We start from the raw sequence: 15,738 nt of genomic DNA, 5'->3' as shown, positions 1-15,738 counted from the left end.
AAAAAATGAAATACTATAGTTTAAACCAAAATGCCCCAAAAGTTTCTTTTCAGGAAGCTGTAATACAAGGATTAGCGAGCGATAAAGGATTATATTTCCCAGAGAATATCACGGCTTTAGATCCGTCTTTTTTTGAAAAAATAGAAAGTTTAAGCCACGAGGAAATTGCTTTTGAAGCGATTCAGCAATTTGTGGGTGATGAAATTCCGGCTGCCAAATTAAAAGAAATTATTGCCGAAACTTTGTGTTTTGATTTTCCGGTGGTGAAAGTAGAAGAAGGAATTTATTCGTTGGAATTATTTCACGGGCCTACAATGGCTTTTAAAGACGTTGGAGCGCGATTTATGTCACGCTGCCTGGCGTATTTCAATAAAGACAAAAAAGACGCAAAAAACACAGTTTTAGTAGCGACTTCGGGAGATACCGGCGGTGCTGTTGCCAGCGGTTTTCTTGGTGTTGAAGGTGTTGATGTCGTGATTTTATATCCAACAGGAAAAGTGAGCGACATTCAGGAAAAACAATTGACCACTTTAGGACAAAATATTAAGGCGTTGGAAGTGGATGGTGTTTTTGATGACTGCCAGGATATGGTAAAAAAAGCTTTTTTAGATGAAACTTTAGCGCATAAAAACCTGACTTCGGCGAATTCGATTAATATTGCGCGCTGGTTACCGCAAATGTTTTATTTCTTCTTTGCCTATAAAGCTTTGAAAAGCCAAAACAAACCGTTGATTTTCTCTTGCCCAAGCGGAAATTTCGGAAATATCTGCGCCGGAATTATGGCAAAGAAATTAGGTTTGCCAATTGCCCATTTTGTAGCGTCTACCAACGTAAACGATACCGTCCCGAGATTCTTAACAAACGGAAAATACGACCCAAAACCTTCTAAAGCAACCATTTCTAACGCTATGGACGTTGGAAACCCAAGCAACTTTATCAGGATTCAGGAATTGTACAATAATGACCTGAAAGCTTTCGAAAAAGACTTCTCTTCTTATAGCTATACCGATGAAGAAACCCTTGTTGCTATGAAAAATATTCATAACATCAACGGTTATATTGCAGAACCACACGGTGCTGTTGGGTATCTAGGCTTGAAAAAAGAACTGCAAAAAAACGAAAATGCTATTGGTATTTTCTTAGAAACGGCTCATCCAATTAAATTCCTTGATGTAGTTGAACCTGCTTTAGGCATTACCCTTCCTATTCCAACACAAATTGAAAGTGTTATGAATAAGGAGAAAGAGAGTGTTAAGATTGGAACTTATGAGGAATTGAAGGTGTTTTTGGGGTAAAAATTATTATCTAAAAAGTGAGCTATAAATAATTAGTATTTATAGCTCACTTTTTAATTTATTAAAAAAAAATTAAAGTTTCTATTTAAGTGCATCATTGTAATTTTTAAGAAGTTCTCTTGTGTCTAAAATAGGCAAATAAAACTTATTAATAAATGCACCTGCTGTTTTTGCTATAATTATCCCTCGACCAGATGAAATAGCTATCCCTGCAACAGTTTCTAAAATAAAATTTGGAAAATTAAGAACTTCATTATCTATTTCAACTAAATTTTCAAGATCTTTTATATGAAAATCAAACAATCCTTTATAATCTAATAATGAAATTTTAGAATCATCTTCATTTACTTGATAATCATAAAGTATATGTAGATGTACTGATAATAATTCTTTATCCAAATTATGTGAAAATTTTAAACCGATAGCAATCTTTAAAAATTCATCATCAAAAGAATTAATAAAATCTTCTTCAGGTTCTTTGAAATTAATTTCTTCTATTTTTACTTTACTTAATTTTAATGCAAATTCTAAATCAGACATAATTATTTTTTAATTATAACATTTTTCTATTTTTGTGACATTGGAATCATTAAGAATACTCAATTTTCCACTATAGATCAATATATTTGAAAAATCATTTTTAGGTTTTTTATCTTTCGATTTTTCTTTAATAGAATAAGGAATTGAATAATTCAATTCAATATTCACTTGCTTTTTTAGTTCTGTTTTTAAGCCTAGAGAATCTTCTAATATATAATTATTAATATTCTCATACTCCAAAACAGGCACTTTGTCAAATGCTAAAGACAATTCTACCAGTTTACTTATTTTATGATTAAAATTACCATTCAAAATTTGACTTATATAACCTTTAGAAACTCCAAGTTTTTCAGCAAGTTGAGTTTTATTAAGATTATTTTCGACTCTGTAATTTTCAATCATTTCAAATAAATCTAATTGAATTTTTGTCATCCAATATTCTTTACTTTTTAATAATTCTTTTCTTTTCATAATTATCAATAATACTCTGAGGCTTAAAACATTAATTTTTTATAGATTACTTTTTCTTTTGAATTAAGGATTCTAAATATAGTTTTTTTAAAGAACGAAATTTATTGATATCCTCTTTTTGATTATTTTTAAATCCACATAAGACTATTATTTTTCCATTCATTTGTTGAATTGCATAAATTCTCAAATGCTTGCTTTTAAATTCATACTCTTTTACTTTTTGTTTTTGAGGTGTAATATCCTTGAACTTAGTATGTGGCAATGTTCTATTATTAGCTACGTACTCCATATAGGTTAACAAAGTACCAAACTCAGAAATATAAGTTGTATCTTTTAACTCAGTTTCGAAGATATCAAGTTGTTTTTGATCATTTACTTCTAACTGATTAAAGGTTTGTTTACCATTAATGGCTTCTATATTACTTAATGCAAATTTAGGCATAAAATGTTTAGTTACAACTAAACTTTATTATTTTAATAAAATTTTAATTTATTGCAATATAAAAAAATATAAAAAATAATTGTAAAAATATAATCAATATATTGAACTTAACGTCTTCAAAGATGCTGGTGTTACCATCAAGAAGACATTATTAGGAATGATATAATCCATGCTCTCCCGCTAGCGCTAGCGCAATGTCATTAAGTTAAGGAGTTAATTGTTTTATTTTGAATATTTTAAGGCTTTCTAAGTTAGTTTGTTTATATTATTTTTCTTATGTTTAAATTGTAATTTTACAGATTTTAGATATGCCCAAGAATTCAATTTTAATAATTAAAAAATTGAGAGAAGAGATTTTTAGTAAAGAAATAATATCCGCTTATAGAGTGAATGAACAGGATTTTACAAGAAAAAGAAAGCAGCCTTTTGGCCAGGTTGTTTTATTTATGCTGAATTTATTAAGGAAAAGTATGGTCATAGAAATTAATAATTTTCTGGAGCATTTGAATTCAAAATTAGATTCTCAGAAAGTTGAAAATTTCACATCAAGTGCTTTTGTTCAAAAAAGAAAAAAAATAAAGCCAGAGGTTTTCAATTATCTATCATCAGTTATTATTGATAATTATTATGTACAAAGCAATGAAAACATTAAGAGGTTTAAGAATTTAAGGATACTGGCTGTTGATGGTTCCAAAATAACTCTGCCATTTACAGAGGAATTAAAAATCTCTTATGGCGAATCCAAAAACCAGACTAATACTTCAATAGTTCAGGCAAAATCATCTGTATTGTATGACGTGTTAAATCGATTAGTTTTAGATTCAGTTTTAGAAAACATAAAAACTGGTGAAAGAGAGTTAGCCTTGAGGCATAAGCCGTACTGGAAGGAAAATGATTTAATAATTTATGACAGAGGATATCCATCTTATGATTTTAAATATAAGCATATTAAAGCGGGTATTGATTATTTAATAAGAGTACAGAAAAATCATAGTAAGATCGTAAATTCATTTATATTAAGCGAGAAAAGAACTTTGATTGTTGATGTTTTTCCACAGGAAAAGCCCCCTGCTGGCGCGAGCGTCCCGCTCGTGAACACAAAGAAATTAAAATCCATTGAAACGTTCACGAGCGGGACGCTCGCGCCAGCAACTAGTAATTTAATTTCTCTAAATAAAAAATACAATGGCAGTTTGGCAATATCTTTTAATCGTAGTTCCTGAAAATTCTATTGATAGTAATTATCAGTGTATTTTTAAAAATAATAAAACAGAATTTTTACCTAATACAAATTCATTTTGGAAAAATTTTGATGGAGATATTTCTTTGATAATTTCTGAACTTGACCAAATTATTCCAAAAGCTGATTGGGGTGATGATACTTTTATATGTTGGAAAGGTAATGAAAGTAGTAAAGAAGACAATGATGCAAGTATTTGCTTAAGTAATGATAAAACAAGAATTGAAGAATTTCACTTTCGAATTGATTTAAGAAAATCATCAAATATTAATCATGTTCTTCAATCAATTTTAAATATTTGTAAAAAAAATCAGTTTATTTTAATTGATATAAAAGGAAATATTTTTAAACCACAATTAGAAGATATTCTCAAAAGCATGAAAAGGTCTAACGCGACAGCTTTTCTTAGTAATCCAATTAAATTTTTAGAAAACTTAAGCAAAAAACATTTCAAATGAAGGAAGAACATAAACTCATACTGAATTTAATAGAATCATATTTAGAAAAAAATCCAAACCAAAGATTTGGACAGGCACTTTTTAATCTTGGCGTTAATGAATTTCAGGAAACTACTGATCCAAGAAATCCAAACTATAATATAAGAGATATTCATGGTGATAGTGACTTGAAAATCGCTGAAAGAATTAAAAACCGATTGTCTTTTTTTGAATCTCAAAAAAAGACAACATAACGATTTATTTCCTCGTCCCCTGATTACAAAGTGTTCCTTCTCAATTAAGATAATCGCTGTGCGAAGTCTCCCGACTTCGTACCCGCTCCAATAAGCAACGCAAACGGAATATAGCAGTGTGTAGCATAAACGATAATAGCTCCGCTATCACGAGCGTCTCGCCCGTGAAGACAAAGAAATTCAGCACATAATAAAAAAAAGATCTTAATTAAGATCTCTTTTTACTACTAATGTATGTTTAAAAACATTATTTCCCGTTTAGTAATTTCTCTAAATATTCAACTTTATCTTTTTCTGCACCAAACGCTCATAAAGTTCAATAACTTTATCTAATGGATTAAAAGTACAATTGAAATTACCTGTCGTCGTTGAAAGTGTACCATGATCTTGAATGGTATTTCCAATAATGTTAAAAACTGCTTCTTCCGAAAAGTTTTTAATTGCTTCAACAGAAACCCCAAGAGCTTTTGCTACTTCAATTAGTTTTTGTTCGTCTACAGTTTCGCTGTTCTCAATAGCAGAAATGGCCTGCTGGTTTGTTCCTAAAGCCTGTGCCAGTGCTTCCTGTTTCATGTCTTTAAGCTCTCTGATCCGGCTGATATTTCTTCCGATATGTTTTGGTTTTGTTGCTGTGCTCATACTTCAAAGATATTTAAAATTCTTAAACGAAAATAGATTTTAGTAAAAAAACAAGACTGCTTTTGTAAGATCCCATTTTCATAATTTATATAATCTGTTGTTTATCTTGCCCGCACTGGCAACTTAAATTAAATAAATCTAAAAATTTTACTTCTTCGTCCCCAACAAATACAAAATCTTAGTAAGTCCTGATTTTACTTTAGCAATTTCCCAATTAAAATTTTCTTTATTATTTAAATTAGAAACCAGTACATTCATTTCGTCAACAGAATAGGTTCGGAAAGAAGAAACTACGCCATCCCATAAAATTAAAATGGGTACAATCGGAATAAGATAGGTAAAAATAATTCTGCCAATTTGAAATGGCCTAATAAATGGAGTTGTCAGTAAAACACTAATCGGCGAAAAGATCATAGCCAAAATACTTTGAAGACTTCTTTCCTGACCTTCAAAAATAGCAATCGAACTATTGGTATCAACAGCGTTTTGGAGAATTTGCTGAGCTTCTTTGGGTTTAAAATGATGCAAGGACAAAAACTGTGTTCGGAGTCCGTTTAGGTTTTCGGGAACGTTTCTCGCATCGATTGGTGTGGGTATAAATTCAAAATTGTCAGCCTGTTTTTGTGTATGTTCAAAAGCGGGAATATTAGGGTAATAATCCGTCAGGAGAATTTTCAGATTAGGATTCTCTTTTCTAAGTTCTTTGTTGAGCCAAATAAGCCCTCCTCCACCGCCCGATCCTAAATCTATTATCTGATTAGTATTACTTTCTTTCAGCCCTTTTTCGATGATTGGAACGATGCCTTTGTACATTCCGGTTTTATTGGACAGAAATTGTAAAAAATCAGTCATATAATTTCTTATAAATTCTGGCAGCCATTGCTGATCTTCAAATTCGAATAAATGAATTCTGCTCATACTATAATCTAATTTACAATTCTATACAAATTTCAATGTTTTTTTAGATAAATATTTACACATATTAAAAAAAAATGAATAGCCTCCTTCTTTAGCTGGAGGTTTACTTTAAAGCTAAATTCGGCTTTATCCAAAAAACGCAAAAGATTAGGCTAAAGCCATATTCTAATGTAATTTTGTTCCTCCAGCTAAAGCCGGAGGTTATTCAAACGTTTCTTCAGCTAAAGCTGGAGGAACTAAACCACTATGGACTGAAAGTCTGCAAGAGTAGCACTTATTTGTTAACCACAAATTACACAAATTAGCGCTAATTTAATTTGTGTAAATTTGTGTAATTTGTGGCTAAAATATTTTTAGAAGCTAAAGCAAAATGTACTAAAGTACATAGTTTTAAACTATATCTGAGACCAATAAACTTAAAATCTTTATAATTACAGCATCGCATACCATGATTACAAAAGCAACAATACAAGACATTCCGGCATTAACAGTCTTAATCAACTCAGCTTACAGAGGCGAATCTTCCAAAAAAGGCTGGACTACCGAAGCACATTTACTTGAAGGCAAAAGAACGGATGAGCAGGAAATGACTAAAACAATTCTGGATCCTAAAAATACAATTCTGAAATTTACTGAGAATGATACCATTATTGGTTCCGTATTATTGGTTCAAAAAGAACATCAATTGTATTTGGGAATGCTGACGGTTTCGCCTGAACTGCAAAATAGCGGAATCGGTAAAAAGATGTTGGCTAAAGCTGAAAATCATGCGAAAGCTTTGGGCTTGTCCAGTATTATTATGACAGTTATTTCTGTTCGTGAAGAACTGATTGCATGGTACAAACGTCATGATTATGTTGATACGGGTGAAAGAGAAGCTTTTCCTGAAAGCGAAATTCACATTACGATTTCAAATGACCCTTTGGAATTTATCTTTTTGGAGAAAAAGCTTTGAGTTTTCCGCAAAGTTTGCAAAGGGTTACGCAAAGATTCGCCAAGTTTTTCTTTTTTAATCTAGCAAAGTCGAGAAGTCAAAAAGTTGCTTAAAATAGCGTTAAAAGGATTAAACTAATTTTGTTTCACGCAGATTCTACAGATTTGAGCAAATTAAAAAAAGATGATCTGCGCACATCAGCTTAGAGCCTGTTTAAATTTTATTTAATTACTTTTTACGGATTATTTTCCGCTATATTTCGTTAAATTTACTCAAAAATAAGTCTGTTATTCTTTCAAAATTTGCCTCATCTATCGAAAAATAATCTCATAAAAATCTAAACATTTAAATTTTAAACAGGCTCTAAATCTTTTTTAAAATCTGCGTGAAAAAACTTTACGCCTTTGCGAGGTTCTTTTTAAAACCTGAACATGAATTTTTATAAAAACCTCATAAAATCCAGAGCCCTGATGGAAGCGACATTCTTTTGTGCCGGGGTTCGGCACAAAAGATATAGCGGACAGCAGGAATAGCTCCAGAAAAACATTAATAAATTACTTCTACCCGACCTAAATTTTATATTTTTTCTTGATTTTGGATAAAAATTCATGCGAAACCCCAAGGTATGAGGATAAATTCTTATTGTTGATCGTTTGTGTTTTATGGGGATATTTTTGTATGAAATCGAGATATCTCTGCTTGGAAGTTTTGTTTAAAACATCTAAAAGCCTTTCCTGTATGGCTATATTGGCCCTTTCGACCATGAGGATGTGAAATTGAATCAATTTTGGCACTTCCTTAAATAATAACATTTTATTCGACTTGGTAATAACCAGTATTTCACTGTCTTCTATGGCTTTTATATTGTATTTGGTTGGCTTTTGATGATAAAAGCTTTCCAGATCGCACATCCATTCATTTTCGAATGAAAAGAAAATAACACTTTCAGTACCGTTTTCGTTTAGGATGTATGTTTTGAAGGCGCCTTTTAAAATAAAACCTTCGTAAGAATTATTTGAATCCTGAATCTGCATAAACTCATTCTTTTTGAGTTTAATGAATTCTGCTTTGCTTGCTATGGTATTCCACTCCTCATCAGTGAGGGGAATCTTGCGTTCTATACTTTTTCTTAGGGCTTCGTACATATGCTTATTTTTTTCTTCTTAAATTTTTATTAAGTATTCAGTGTAATAAAATAAAAATGTAATCGATTACCGCAAAAGTATAAAAATTATAGTATATGTAAAAAAATAAATAATAAATAATTAAAAAAACAAAATTTTAATACAAATATTGAACTTGTTCAACTTTTAATTGCTTTTTTATGAATTATTTTGCCTTATTAAAATAAAATAATCCCAAAATCAAAATTATGAAAATCAAATTAAAATTATCGGTGTTGCTTGCAACATTGGTTTTCGGTTTTACAAGTTGTAATACAGAAGAAATCGCTAGTGTTCAAAATGACGAAAGCAGTGCTGTAATTACCTCTCAAAATCTGACAGCAAAAGTAGGAAACTGTTCTGAAGTTCCGGGTTGGGCATCACAAAACGGAGGAACAACAGGAGGAGGAACTTCTACAGAAACCACAGTGACCACTTATGCCCAATTAAAAGCAGCTATTGAAAACAGTGCTGTAAAAGTAATCAAAGTAACCGGTACTATTACTGTTACTACCCGCTTAACTTTGCAGGATCAAACCGGAAAAACTATTTACGGTACCAGTGGTGCCAAATTGGTTTCTACCAATCAAACCAAAGACGGTTCGGGAATCATCAATATCAAGAGATGTAAAAATCTAATCATCAGAAATCTTATTTTTGAAGGACCTGGTGCTTATGATACGGACGGTTGGGATAATGCCATTCTGGATGATTGCCAAAACGTATGGGTTGACCATTGCGAATTCAGGGATGGTGTTGATGGAAACTTTGACATCAAAAACAAATCGGATTACATCACCGTTTCGTATTCAAAATTCGGTTATTTAAAAGCTCCAAAAGCCGGTGGTCCAGGCGGATCTGACGATCACAGGTATTCAAATTTAATTGGTTCAAGCGATGGTGCTACTGCAGATCGTGGAAAGCTGAGAATTACATTTGCCCGTTGCTGGTGGGCCTCAGGTTGTAAGGAAAGAATGCCACGAGTACGTTTTGGAAAAGTACATTTAATCAATAATTACTTTAATAGTTCTGTTAGCAATAAATGTGTTGCAGCAGGTTTTGAAGCTAATATTCGTGTAGAAAACAACGTTTTTGAAAACGTTAAAACACCAATTGATTTAATGACAGGCTATACGGCCGTTACTGCTGTTGGAAATTCTTTTCTCAATACTACTGGAAATCAATTGGGTAGCAATACTGCTTTTACGCCTCCATATTCTATTATAACATTGCTGGCTACTGCTGTTAAATCAGATGTCACTGCAGGAGCTGGTGCAACTTTTTCAGGTAATATCTGTGGTTCTTTCTAATTGAGGAATATTTATTAGTTGTATTAACCACGAATTATATCTATTTTAATAGTGTAGTTCGTGGTTTTTTTTATAAAACCAGCTCTTCAAACAAACGTTGTATGGTTTTTTCGAGATCCTGACATAATCCGGAATGTGGTCTTGAAGTTTGTATGGCTGAACTCCGAATAGCTGTGAGCCATCGAAAACGTGATGGAATATCCATTTCGGCAATTGGTCCCCCATCTTTGGCCCCGTTAGCAATTTTTTTGAGTGCGGTAACATTGCAATGCAATTGTTCGATATCAAAATCATTGGAAAGGGCTTCGATTTTAGCATCGTTTATGTGATACAAAACCTTTATAAATTTTGCTCTTTTGCAAAACATAATGATTCCGATATTCAGGAATTCTTCACGCTCGACTCTTGGCACCACGCGAATCACGGCATACTCATATAAGTGACTATCTTGCATTTTGGGCCTGGTTTACAAAGATTTCGGAATGATTTAATCGGGTCTGCAAAAACTGCAAATATACATTTCGCAAGCCTTCCGGCGTTTCGTCAGTATCTTCCCATTGCAGCCATTCGAGCGGAATTGTATTTACAATTTTTTCCAGAATTTCATTGGTTAAAAGCGTTTTGAATTCGGTATCGACTTCTTTTAAAAGCGAGGCCTGAGGCAGTAAAACATGATCTTTTATCAATGCAAACGGACTTTTGGCATGCTGCTCCCAATTGTTCCAGGAATGGTGAAAGTACAGGCAGGCACCATGATCAATCAGCCATAATTCTTTGTGCCAGATCAGCATATTGGTATTCTTGAACGTACGATCTACATTGGTAATATAAGCATCCAGCCAAACAATCTGCGAAGCTAATTTAGCGTCAACAGTTGTCACAACAGGGTCAAAAGTAATCGCACCTGATAAAAAATGAAGTGCCAGATTCAGTCCCTGGCTTCCCTGTAGTAAATCCTGAATTTCCTCATCGGCTTCAGTTCTTCCAAATGCTTCGTCAAGATTAGCAAAAACTAATTCTGGAAGCTGTAACTGTAATGCTTTGGCAATTTGTCCGCCTACCAATTCGGCAATCAAAGCTTTTACACCATGACCGGCACCTTTAAATTTCAGGACATATTTAAAATCGTCATCGGCTTCCGCCAAAGCAGGCAAAGAACCACCCTCGCGTAAAGGTGTAATATAACGCGTGACATTTACCGCTCTGAGATTGAAATTATTTATCATAAAGAATGTTTACTGGAATACAAACTTACTAATTTAGAATTTTAGACTTCTTAGAAAATTAGATTTTTAGATTGTTGAAAATTATTGGTGTAAATAAATCGCAATTCTGTTTATAAATTTCATTTGTTATTCAGAAAAGAATCATTGGGGTTATGTGACTATTGATTGTTGAATAAAATGTCAAATACTAGTAAGATTTGCCCCAAAAGATCGAGATGAACGTTGTCTGTAAATTCTAACAATTAAAAAATCCAAAAATTGAAGAAGTCTAAAATTTTAAGGGGTCTAATGATAAAAATGCTTTGCCCAGATTTTCTATAATATCGGAAGCTATAAAAGATTGATATCCTTTTTCCGGTAAGGCAATATCCGCTGTTAGTCCGTGAAGATAGACGCCTAATTGTGAGGCCTGTTCAGGTTCGTAGCCTTGTGCAAGTAAACTGGTGATGATTCCGGTGAGGACATCACCGCTTCCTGCTGTTGCCAATGCAGCGTTTCCGGTGGTATTTTGAAAGATCTTATTTTTATTGATAATGAATGTTGGTGCACCTTTCATAACGATAATGACTTTGTATTTTTTGGAAAAATCGATTGTTTTTTGAAATTTTTCGGAATCCGAATTCCAATTACCGATTAAGCGTTCGAGTTCTTTCGGATGTGGTGTCAGGATTGTTTTTTCAGGTAACAATTGAAGCCATGACTCATTTTGAGCCAGAATATTCAGTCCATCGGCATCTATAACAACAGGTGTTTTATTAGTTTTTATGAATTGAAGCATTGCTTTTTGGGTGGCAGGCTCCTGCCCCATTCCAGGACCAATTCCGATAGCTTGTGGCAGTAACGGCAAATTTATGTTGGCAATAGAATTTGAATATTCATCTGTAACCACCATAACTTCGGGAATAGCGATCTGGAGAATCTGATAACCACATTTTGGAACAAAAGCTGTAACGAGTCCGCAACCCGATTTGAGCCCCGCTTTTGAGGATAAAACCGCTGCTCCTATTTTGCCATAACTTCCTGCTATAATAACGGCATGTCCCTGAATTCCTTTGTGTGTTTCAGGGTTTACCTTTTTATAAAACTTTAGGATTTGCTGTTTGGTAATTAAAACCGGAGCTTTCATTTTCATGGCTTTATAATTTAAAATTACATAAAATTATTGGATAATGAAGGGTTGGTTCTTTCCGAAAAGCCCTAGCCCGGATGGAAATGGAAATCCTTTTGCTTTTTCCTTTAAAAAGTAAAAGATTGGAATGTACAGCCGGAAATAGCTCCTTAAAATTATTGATTTAATAATGAGAATGTATAAAATATGATAATTTTTGAATAAATTTGCGTCACAATTTTATAAAAAAGATACAATGAAAAATACTGCGCTTACGCACATACATGAAGGTTTGGGAGCCAAAATGCTTCCGTTTGCAGGTTATAATATGCCTATTACTTATGAAGGTATTAATGCAGAACATGAAACGGTTCGTAACAATGTAGGCGTTTTTGACGTTTCGCACATGGGAGAATTTTTACTTACCGGACCAAATGCTTTGGCTTTGATTCAGAAAGTGACTTCGAATGATGCTTCGACCTTAACCATTGGAAGAGCACAATATTCCTGCCTGCCCAATAATGATGGCGGAATTGTTGATGATTTGATTGTGTATAAAATGAAAGAAGAGCAGTATTTACTGGTTGTAAATGCTTCGAATATTGAGAAAGACTGGAACTGGATTTCCTCCCATAATGATTTGGGGGTTGAAATGAAAAACTTATCAGATGATTATTCTTTATTGGCAATTCAGGGACCAAAAGCCGTTGAAGCCATGCAGTCTTTGTCATCGATAGATTTATCTGCCATTGCCTATTATCATTTTGAAGTAGCTGATTTTGCAGGTGTCGAGCATGTTATTATTTCCGCTACAGGATACACAGGTTCTGGTGGATTTGAAATTTATTGTAAAAACAGTGAAGCAGAACTGATCTGGAACAAAGTTTTTGAAGCCGGAGCAGCTTACGGAATCAAACCAATTGGACTGGCTGCGCGTGATACTTTGCGTTTGGAAATGGGTTTCTGTTTGTATGGAAATGATATTAACGATACCACTTCACCGCTTGAAGCAGGCTTGGGATGGATTACGAAATTCAATAAAGATTTTACTAATTCAGAAAATCTAAAAAAACAAAAAGAAGAAGGCGTTTCTAAAAAATTAATTGCTTTTGAAATGCAGGAACGTGCCGTGCCAAGACATGATTATGAAATTGTTGATGCCTCAGGAAACACTATCGGAGTTGTAACTTCTGGAACAATGTCGCCATCTATGAATAAAGGAATTGGTCTGGGATATGTTGCAGTAAACCATAGCGCTGTTGACAGCGATATTTTTATCAGAATCAGGAAAAATGATGTTCCGGCTAAAGTGGTAAAATTACCTTTTTACAAGAAATAGTTTTTATTCGTAAGAATCAATATGTTTTAAAAATATTCAAATGCATTACGCTGAAAAGTGTAATGCATTTTTTTTAAGCATCAATTTTAATATTAGCATCCGTTTAAAATTCAATTGTGAAATTTGCATCTAAAATTTTAAGCATCAATAAAGTAAGTAATCGTTTGTTTTATTTATGGGAAATTCCAACGTTTTTCTAAAAAAATAAACGTAAATTTAATTTAAATGATGACTTTTTGTTTATGAAAAAATATTTCCTCGCACTTCTTTTGACAACAGCTGCTCTATTTAGTCAGAATAGTGCGGAAACATGCGAAACGCTTAATAAAATAAATATCCTTATACAATCTGAACATATTAAACCTAAGCTTGTAGATGACAGCTTATCCGTTTTTGTTTTTGATAATCTTATTGATGAATTAGATCCATCTAGAAATATTTTTTTAAAAACAGAATATGATGAAATATCAAAAAAATATCGACTGAATCTGGATGACCTAATCCTTAAAAACGACTGTAGTTTTCTTGCTGATATTAATGCCAAATATATCGAAGGACTTCAACGCACAAAAAAGGTACTTGAAAAAATTCAGTCAGGGCCAATTGATTACAGTGTAAAAGATACGATTCGGTTTTATAAAAAAGCATTTGCCTTTTATCTTAAAAGTGAAAATTTAGAAAAAGTCTGGCTTAAAAAACTGCGCTATCAGATTCTGGATGAAATTTCAGAATCAGGAAATAATCTGGATTCTGTTAAAACCCATTTCAAGTCTATTGAATCAACAGCCAGACAAACAATTCTCTTTAATGAAATTTGTAAAATTGATGCACTTTTAGAAGCAAAACATACACAACAGGAAAAGCTCTATAATTTCTTTTGTATTTATTTTGACCCGCATACAGCCTATTTTAGTAATGATTCTAAATCAAGTTTTATTGCTTCATTATCCAAAGAACATTTATCCTTGGGAATGAGTGTGAACCTGAATGAAAAAAATGAAATTATCATCGCCGAAATTGATCCAAACGGGCCTGCTTTTAAAACCGGACAAATAAAAAAAGGGGATCAGATTGTTTCTATCTCCAACCAAAAAGAAACTTTGCAGGTAGCATGTTCATCACTGGAATCAATTTCTACCATGATCATGTCAGAATCCAATAAGAGCATTACGCTTACGCTGAAAAGAAATTCGGGCAAAAGTTTCGAAGTTTATATCGAAAAGCAAGTGATGAAGGATGAGGAGAATTCGGTTTTCAGTTTTATCATTGGTCAGGACAGCAAAGTCGGTTATATCAAAATACCGAGTTTTTATGCCGATCTGGATGGCAACAGCAGAAAAGGCTGTGCAGATGATGTCGCCAGGGAAATTATAAAATTAGAGCGTGATAATATAAAAGGTCTTGTTATTGATTTGATTGATAATGGCGGCGGTTCAATGGAAGAAGCCATCAGACTGGCAGGAATGTTTGTTGATTATGGGCCAATTTCGATTGTAGTTGACAATAAAAAAAGGGAATCCGTTATAGAGGACCCCTACAGAGGTTTGATTTACAAAGGACCTATTGTGATTCTAATTAATAATAACACGGCTTCTGCAAGTGAATTTTTTGCCTCAATATTACAGGATTATAACCGTGCTTTGTTATTAGGCAGTACTACACTGGGAAAAGCAACTATGCAGACTATTCTTTCGCTTGATGAAAATAAAAATACTGATTTTTTAAAAATTTCAATTAATAAATTTTACAGGGTTACAGGTAAAAGTCACCAATATATTGGTGTTAAGCCAGATGTGACTCTTCCCGAATTTTATGAAGGAGTTTATCCAAAGGAGAGCAGCTATACAACTGCCATTAAAAATGACAGCATTCATACTACATTAAAATACAGACCATATGTAAAAAGAAATCTTATCAATAAATTAGCTAAAAACAGCTCAGCCAGATTAGCAGATAATTTCTATTTTAATGATATTAAAAAAATTAACTTGAAAATTGAGCAGATGATTAATATTCCAAAGGCAGAAATTCCAATGACTTTGGATGCCATTTTTGAACAGAAAAAAATCAGGAATTCACTTTGGACAGAAATCAACACCTTTAATGATGAAAACAATCCGCTGGATGTTTATAATTCAACTGTGAATCAGTTTTTATTAGGCGTATACCCTACTGAAAAAACCATAAATCAATATAAAATTGACAACCTGAAAACCAATCCTTATCTGAACGAGGCAGTCAATATTATTAATGAATTTAATACGGCTAAATAGATTTTAGATTTTTTTAGAGCTTTCAACTTTAAAAAAACAGATAAAAAATTCAGCCATTTATGGAAAAGTTAAATTATTAAACTTTCAAATAATTGACCTGTCATTTATCAAAAAAACAGAATTTAAAAAAGAATAGAATTTGAGTTTGG

Annotated in this window: 16 protein-coding genes and 1 pseudogene; 8 read left to right on the top strand and 9 right to left on the bottom strand. The window is 32.8% G+C overall.

Annotated elements, in window-relative coordinates; all coding sequences use genetic code 11:
- Positions 1-5: 5 nt before the first annotated feature.
- Positions 6-1,295, top strand: coding sequence for a threonine synthase (gene thrC / locus J2W48_RS19320; RefSeq protein WP_310283429.1), 1,290 nt, complete (start codon positions 6-8; stop codon positions 1,293-1,295).
- A gap of 81 nt (positions 1,296-1,376) precedes the next feature.
- Here thrC and J2W48_RS19315 read toward each other — a convergent pair whose 3' ends face one another.
- Genes J2W48_RS19315 through J2W48_RS19305 form a run of 3 tightly spaced genes read right to left on the bottom strand, consistent with a single transcriptional unit; the run spans position 1,377 to position 2,748 of the window.
- Entirely contained in the window at positions 1,377-1,835 is a 459-nt protein-coding gene (locus tag J2W48_RS19315) for a hypothetical protein (RefSeq protein ID WP_310283428.1), read from the bottom strand.
- A 9-nt stretch (positions 1,836-1,844) separates the two neighbouring features.
- Entirely contained in the window at positions 1,845-2,306 is a 462-nt protein-coding gene (locus tag J2W48_RS19310) for a helix-turn-helix domain-containing protein (RefSeq protein WP_310283427.1), read from the bottom strand.
- Between the two features lie 46 nt (positions 2,307-2,352).
- Entirely contained in the window at positions 2,353-2,748 is a 396-nt protein-coding gene (locus J2W48_RS19305) for a hypothetical protein (protein ID WP_310283426.1), read from the bottom strand.
- 341 nt (positions 2,749-3,089) lie between these two features.
- On the opposite strand from J2W48_RS19305, the gene J2W48_RS19300 reads away from it, so the two are divergent.
- The 3 genes from J2W48_RS19300 to J2W48_RS19290 are packed head-to-tail and all read left to right on the top strand — an operon-like array spanning position 3,090 to position 4,679.
- The gene (locus tag J2W48_RS19300; RefSeq protein WP_310283425.1) at positions 3,090-3,971 is read left to right on the top strand and encodes a transposase; all 882 of its coding nucleotides are present in this window, start codon (positions 3,090-3,092) and stop codon (positions 3,969-3,971) included.
- Positions 3,934-4,446: a hypothetical protein gene (locus J2W48_RS19295; RefSeq protein WP_310283424.1), complete on the top strand. Its 513-nt coding sequence runs from the start codon at positions 3,934-3,936 to the stop codon at positions 4,444-4,446. The genes J2W48_RS19300 and J2W48_RS19295 overlap by 38 nt, the downstream gene beginning before the upstream one ends.
- Complete coding sequence (locus J2W48_RS19290; protein WP_310283423.1) at positions 4,443-4,679, top strand: hypothetical protein; 237 nt, start codon at positions 4,443-4,445, stop codon at positions 4,677-4,679. Before J2W48_RS19295 ends, J2W48_RS19290 begins: the two co-directional genes overlap by 4 nt.
- A gap of 247 nt (positions 4,680-4,926) precedes the next feature.
- Here J2W48_RS19290 and J2W48_RS19285 read toward each other — a convergent pair.
- Positions 4,927-5,318, bottom strand: a pseudogene (locus J2W48_RS19285) (helix-turn-helix domain-containing protein).
- Between the two features lie 147 nt (positions 5,319-5,465).
- Positions 5,466-6,236 carry a hypothetical protein gene (locus tag J2W48_RS19280; RefSeq protein ID WP_310283422.1) on the bottom strand — a complete coding sequence of 257 codons (771 nt, stop codon included), beginning with the start codon at positions 6,234-6,236 and terminating at the stop codon, positions 5,466-5,468.
- Between the two features lie 448 nt (positions 6,237-6,684).
- Between J2W48_RS19280 and J2W48_RS19275 the strand changes: the two genes are divergently transcribed.
- Complete coding sequence (locus J2W48_RS19275; RefSeq protein ID WP_310283421.1) at positions 6,685-7,191, top strand: GNAT family N-acetyltransferase; 507 nt, start codon at positions 6,685-6,687, stop codon at positions 7,189-7,191.
- Positions 7,192-7,739: 548 nt separating this feature from the next.
- On the opposite strand, the gene J2W48_RS19270 is transcribed toward J2W48_RS19275, so the two are convergent.
- Positions 7,740-8,315, bottom strand: coding sequence for a Crp/Fnr family transcriptional regulator (locus J2W48_RS19270; protein ID WP_310283420.1), 576 nt, complete (start codon positions 8,313-8,315; stop codon positions 7,740-7,742).
- A gap of 227 nt (positions 8,316-8,542) precedes the next feature.
- Between J2W48_RS19270 and J2W48_RS19265 the strand changes: the two genes are divergently transcribed.
- Positions 8,543-9,643 (top strand): pectate lyase family protein, encoded by a 1,101-nt coding sequence (locus J2W48_RS19265; RefSeq protein ID WP_310283419.1) that lies wholly within the window; start codon positions 8,543-8,545, stop codon positions 9,641-9,643.
- A 70-nt stretch (positions 9,644-9,713) separates the two neighbouring features.
- Here J2W48_RS19265 and J2W48_RS19260 read toward each other — a convergent pair whose 3' ends face one another.
- The 3 genes from J2W48_RS19260 to J2W48_RS19250 all read right to left on the bottom strand — a co-directional run bounded on the left by J2W48_RS19260 (position 9,714) and on the right by J2W48_RS19250 (position 11,995).
- A complete protein-coding gene (locus tag J2W48_RS19260; RefSeq protein ID WP_310283418.1) occupies positions 9,714-10,097 on the bottom strand; it encodes a DUF3037 domain-containing protein in 384 nt (127 codons plus the stop codon).
- Positions 10,087-10,869, bottom strand: a complete 783-nt coding sequence (locus tag J2W48_RS19255) for a HipA family kinase (protein WP_310283417.1) — start codon at positions 10,867-10,869, stop codon at positions 10,087-10,089. Before J2W48_RS19255 ends, J2W48_RS19260 begins: the two co-directional genes overlap by 11 nt.
- Before the next feature lie 268 nt (positions 10,870-11,137).
- Positions 11,138-11,995, bottom strand: a complete 858-nt coding sequence (locus J2W48_RS19250) for an NAD(P)H-hydrate dehydratase (RefSeq protein ID WP_310283460.1) — start codon at positions 11,993-11,995, stop codon at positions 11,138-11,140.
- 238 nt (positions 11,996-12,233) lie between these two features.
- On the opposite strand from J2W48_RS19250, the gene gcvT reads away from it, so the two are divergent.
- Together gcvT and J2W48_RS19240 are read left to right on the top strand one after the other, a co-directional pair.
- Positions 12,234-13,316, top strand: coding sequence for a glycine cleavage system aminomethyltransferase GcvT (gene gcvT, locus J2W48_RS19245; RefSeq protein ID WP_310283416.1), 1,083 nt, complete (start codon positions 12,234-12,236; stop codon positions 13,314-13,316).
- A gap of 242 nt (positions 13,317-13,558) precedes the next feature.
- Positions 13,559-15,589, top strand: coding sequence for a S41 family peptidase (locus J2W48_RS19240; protein WP_310283415.1), 2,031 nt, complete (start codon positions 13,559-13,561; stop codon positions 15,587-15,589).
- The last annotated feature ends 149 nt before the right edge of the window (positions 15,590-15,738 follow it).

The sequence above is a fragment of the Flavobacterium piscis genome (assembly GCF_031457575.1).
Lineage (GTDB): Bacteria > Bacteroidota > Bacteroidia > Flavobacteriales > Flavobacteriaceae > Flavobacterium > Flavobacterium piscis_A.
This window is presented reverse-complemented; position numbering and strand designations above follow the sequence as displayed.

What these genes read in the sequence shown, in the direction of transcription:
- J2W48_RS19290 (WP_310283423.1), top strand. Translation starts at nt 4,443, where the DNA reads ATGAAGGAAGAACATAAACTCATACTGAATTTAATAGAATCATATTTA.
- J2W48_RS19255 (WP_310283417.1), bottom strand. Translation starts at nt 10,869, where the DNA reads ATGATAAATAATTTCAATCTCAGAGCGGTAAATGTCACGCGTTATATT.
- J2W48_RS19265 (WP_310283419.1), top strand. Translation starts at nt 8,543, where the DNA reads ATGAAAATCAAATTAAAATTATCGGTGTTGCTTGCAACATTGGTTTTC.
- J2W48_RS19315 (WP_310283428.1), bottom strand. Translation starts at nt 1,835, where the DNA reads ATGTCTGATTTAGAATTTGCATTAAAATTAAGTAAAGTAAAAATAGAA.
- J2W48_RS19270 (WP_310283420.1), bottom strand. Translation starts at nt 8,315, where the DNA reads ATGTACGAAGCCCTAAGAAAAAGTATAGAACGCAAGATTCCCCTCACT.
- gcvT (WP_310283416.1), top strand. Translation starts at nt 12,234, where the DNA reads ATGAAAAATACTGCGCTTACGCACATACATGAAGGTTTGGGAGCCAAA.
- J2W48_RS19240 (WP_310283415.1), top strand. Translation starts at nt 13,559, where the DNA reads ATGAAAAAATATTTCCTCGCACTTCTTTTGACAACAGCTGCTCTATTT.
- J2W48_RS19260 (WP_310283418.1), bottom strand. Translation starts at nt 10,097, where the DNA reads ATGCAAGATAGTCACTTATATGAGTATGCCGTGATTCGCGTGGTGCCA.
- J2W48_RS19310 (WP_310283427.1), bottom strand. Translation starts at nt 2,306, where the DNA reads ATGAAAAGAAAAGAATTATTAAAAAGTAAAGAATATTGGATGACAAAA.
- J2W48_RS19275 (WP_310283421.1), top strand. Translation starts at nt 6,685, where the DNA reads ATGATTACAAAAGCAACAATACAAGACATTCCGGCATTAACAGTCTTA.
- thrC (WP_310283429.1), top strand. Translation starts at nt 6, where the DNA reads ATGAAATACTATAGTTTAAACCAAAATGCCCCAAAAGTTTCTTTTCAG.
- J2W48_RS19295 (WP_310283424.1), top strand. Translation starts at nt 3,934, where the DNA reads ATGGCAGTTTGGCAATATCTTTTAATCGTAGTTCCTGAAAATTCTATT.
- J2W48_RS19280 (WP_310283422.1), bottom strand. Translation starts at nt 6,236, where the DNA reads ATGAGCAGAATTCATTTATTCGAATTTGAAGATCAGCAATGGCTGCCA.
- J2W48_RS19305 (WP_310283426.1), bottom strand. Translation starts at nt 2,748, where the DNA reads ATGCCTAAATTTGCATTAAGTAATATAGAAGCCATTAATGGTAAACAA.
- J2W48_RS19250 (WP_310283460.1), bottom strand. Translation starts at nt 11,995, where the DNA reads ATGAAAGCTCCGGTTTTAATTACCAAACAGCAAATCCTAAAGTTTTAT.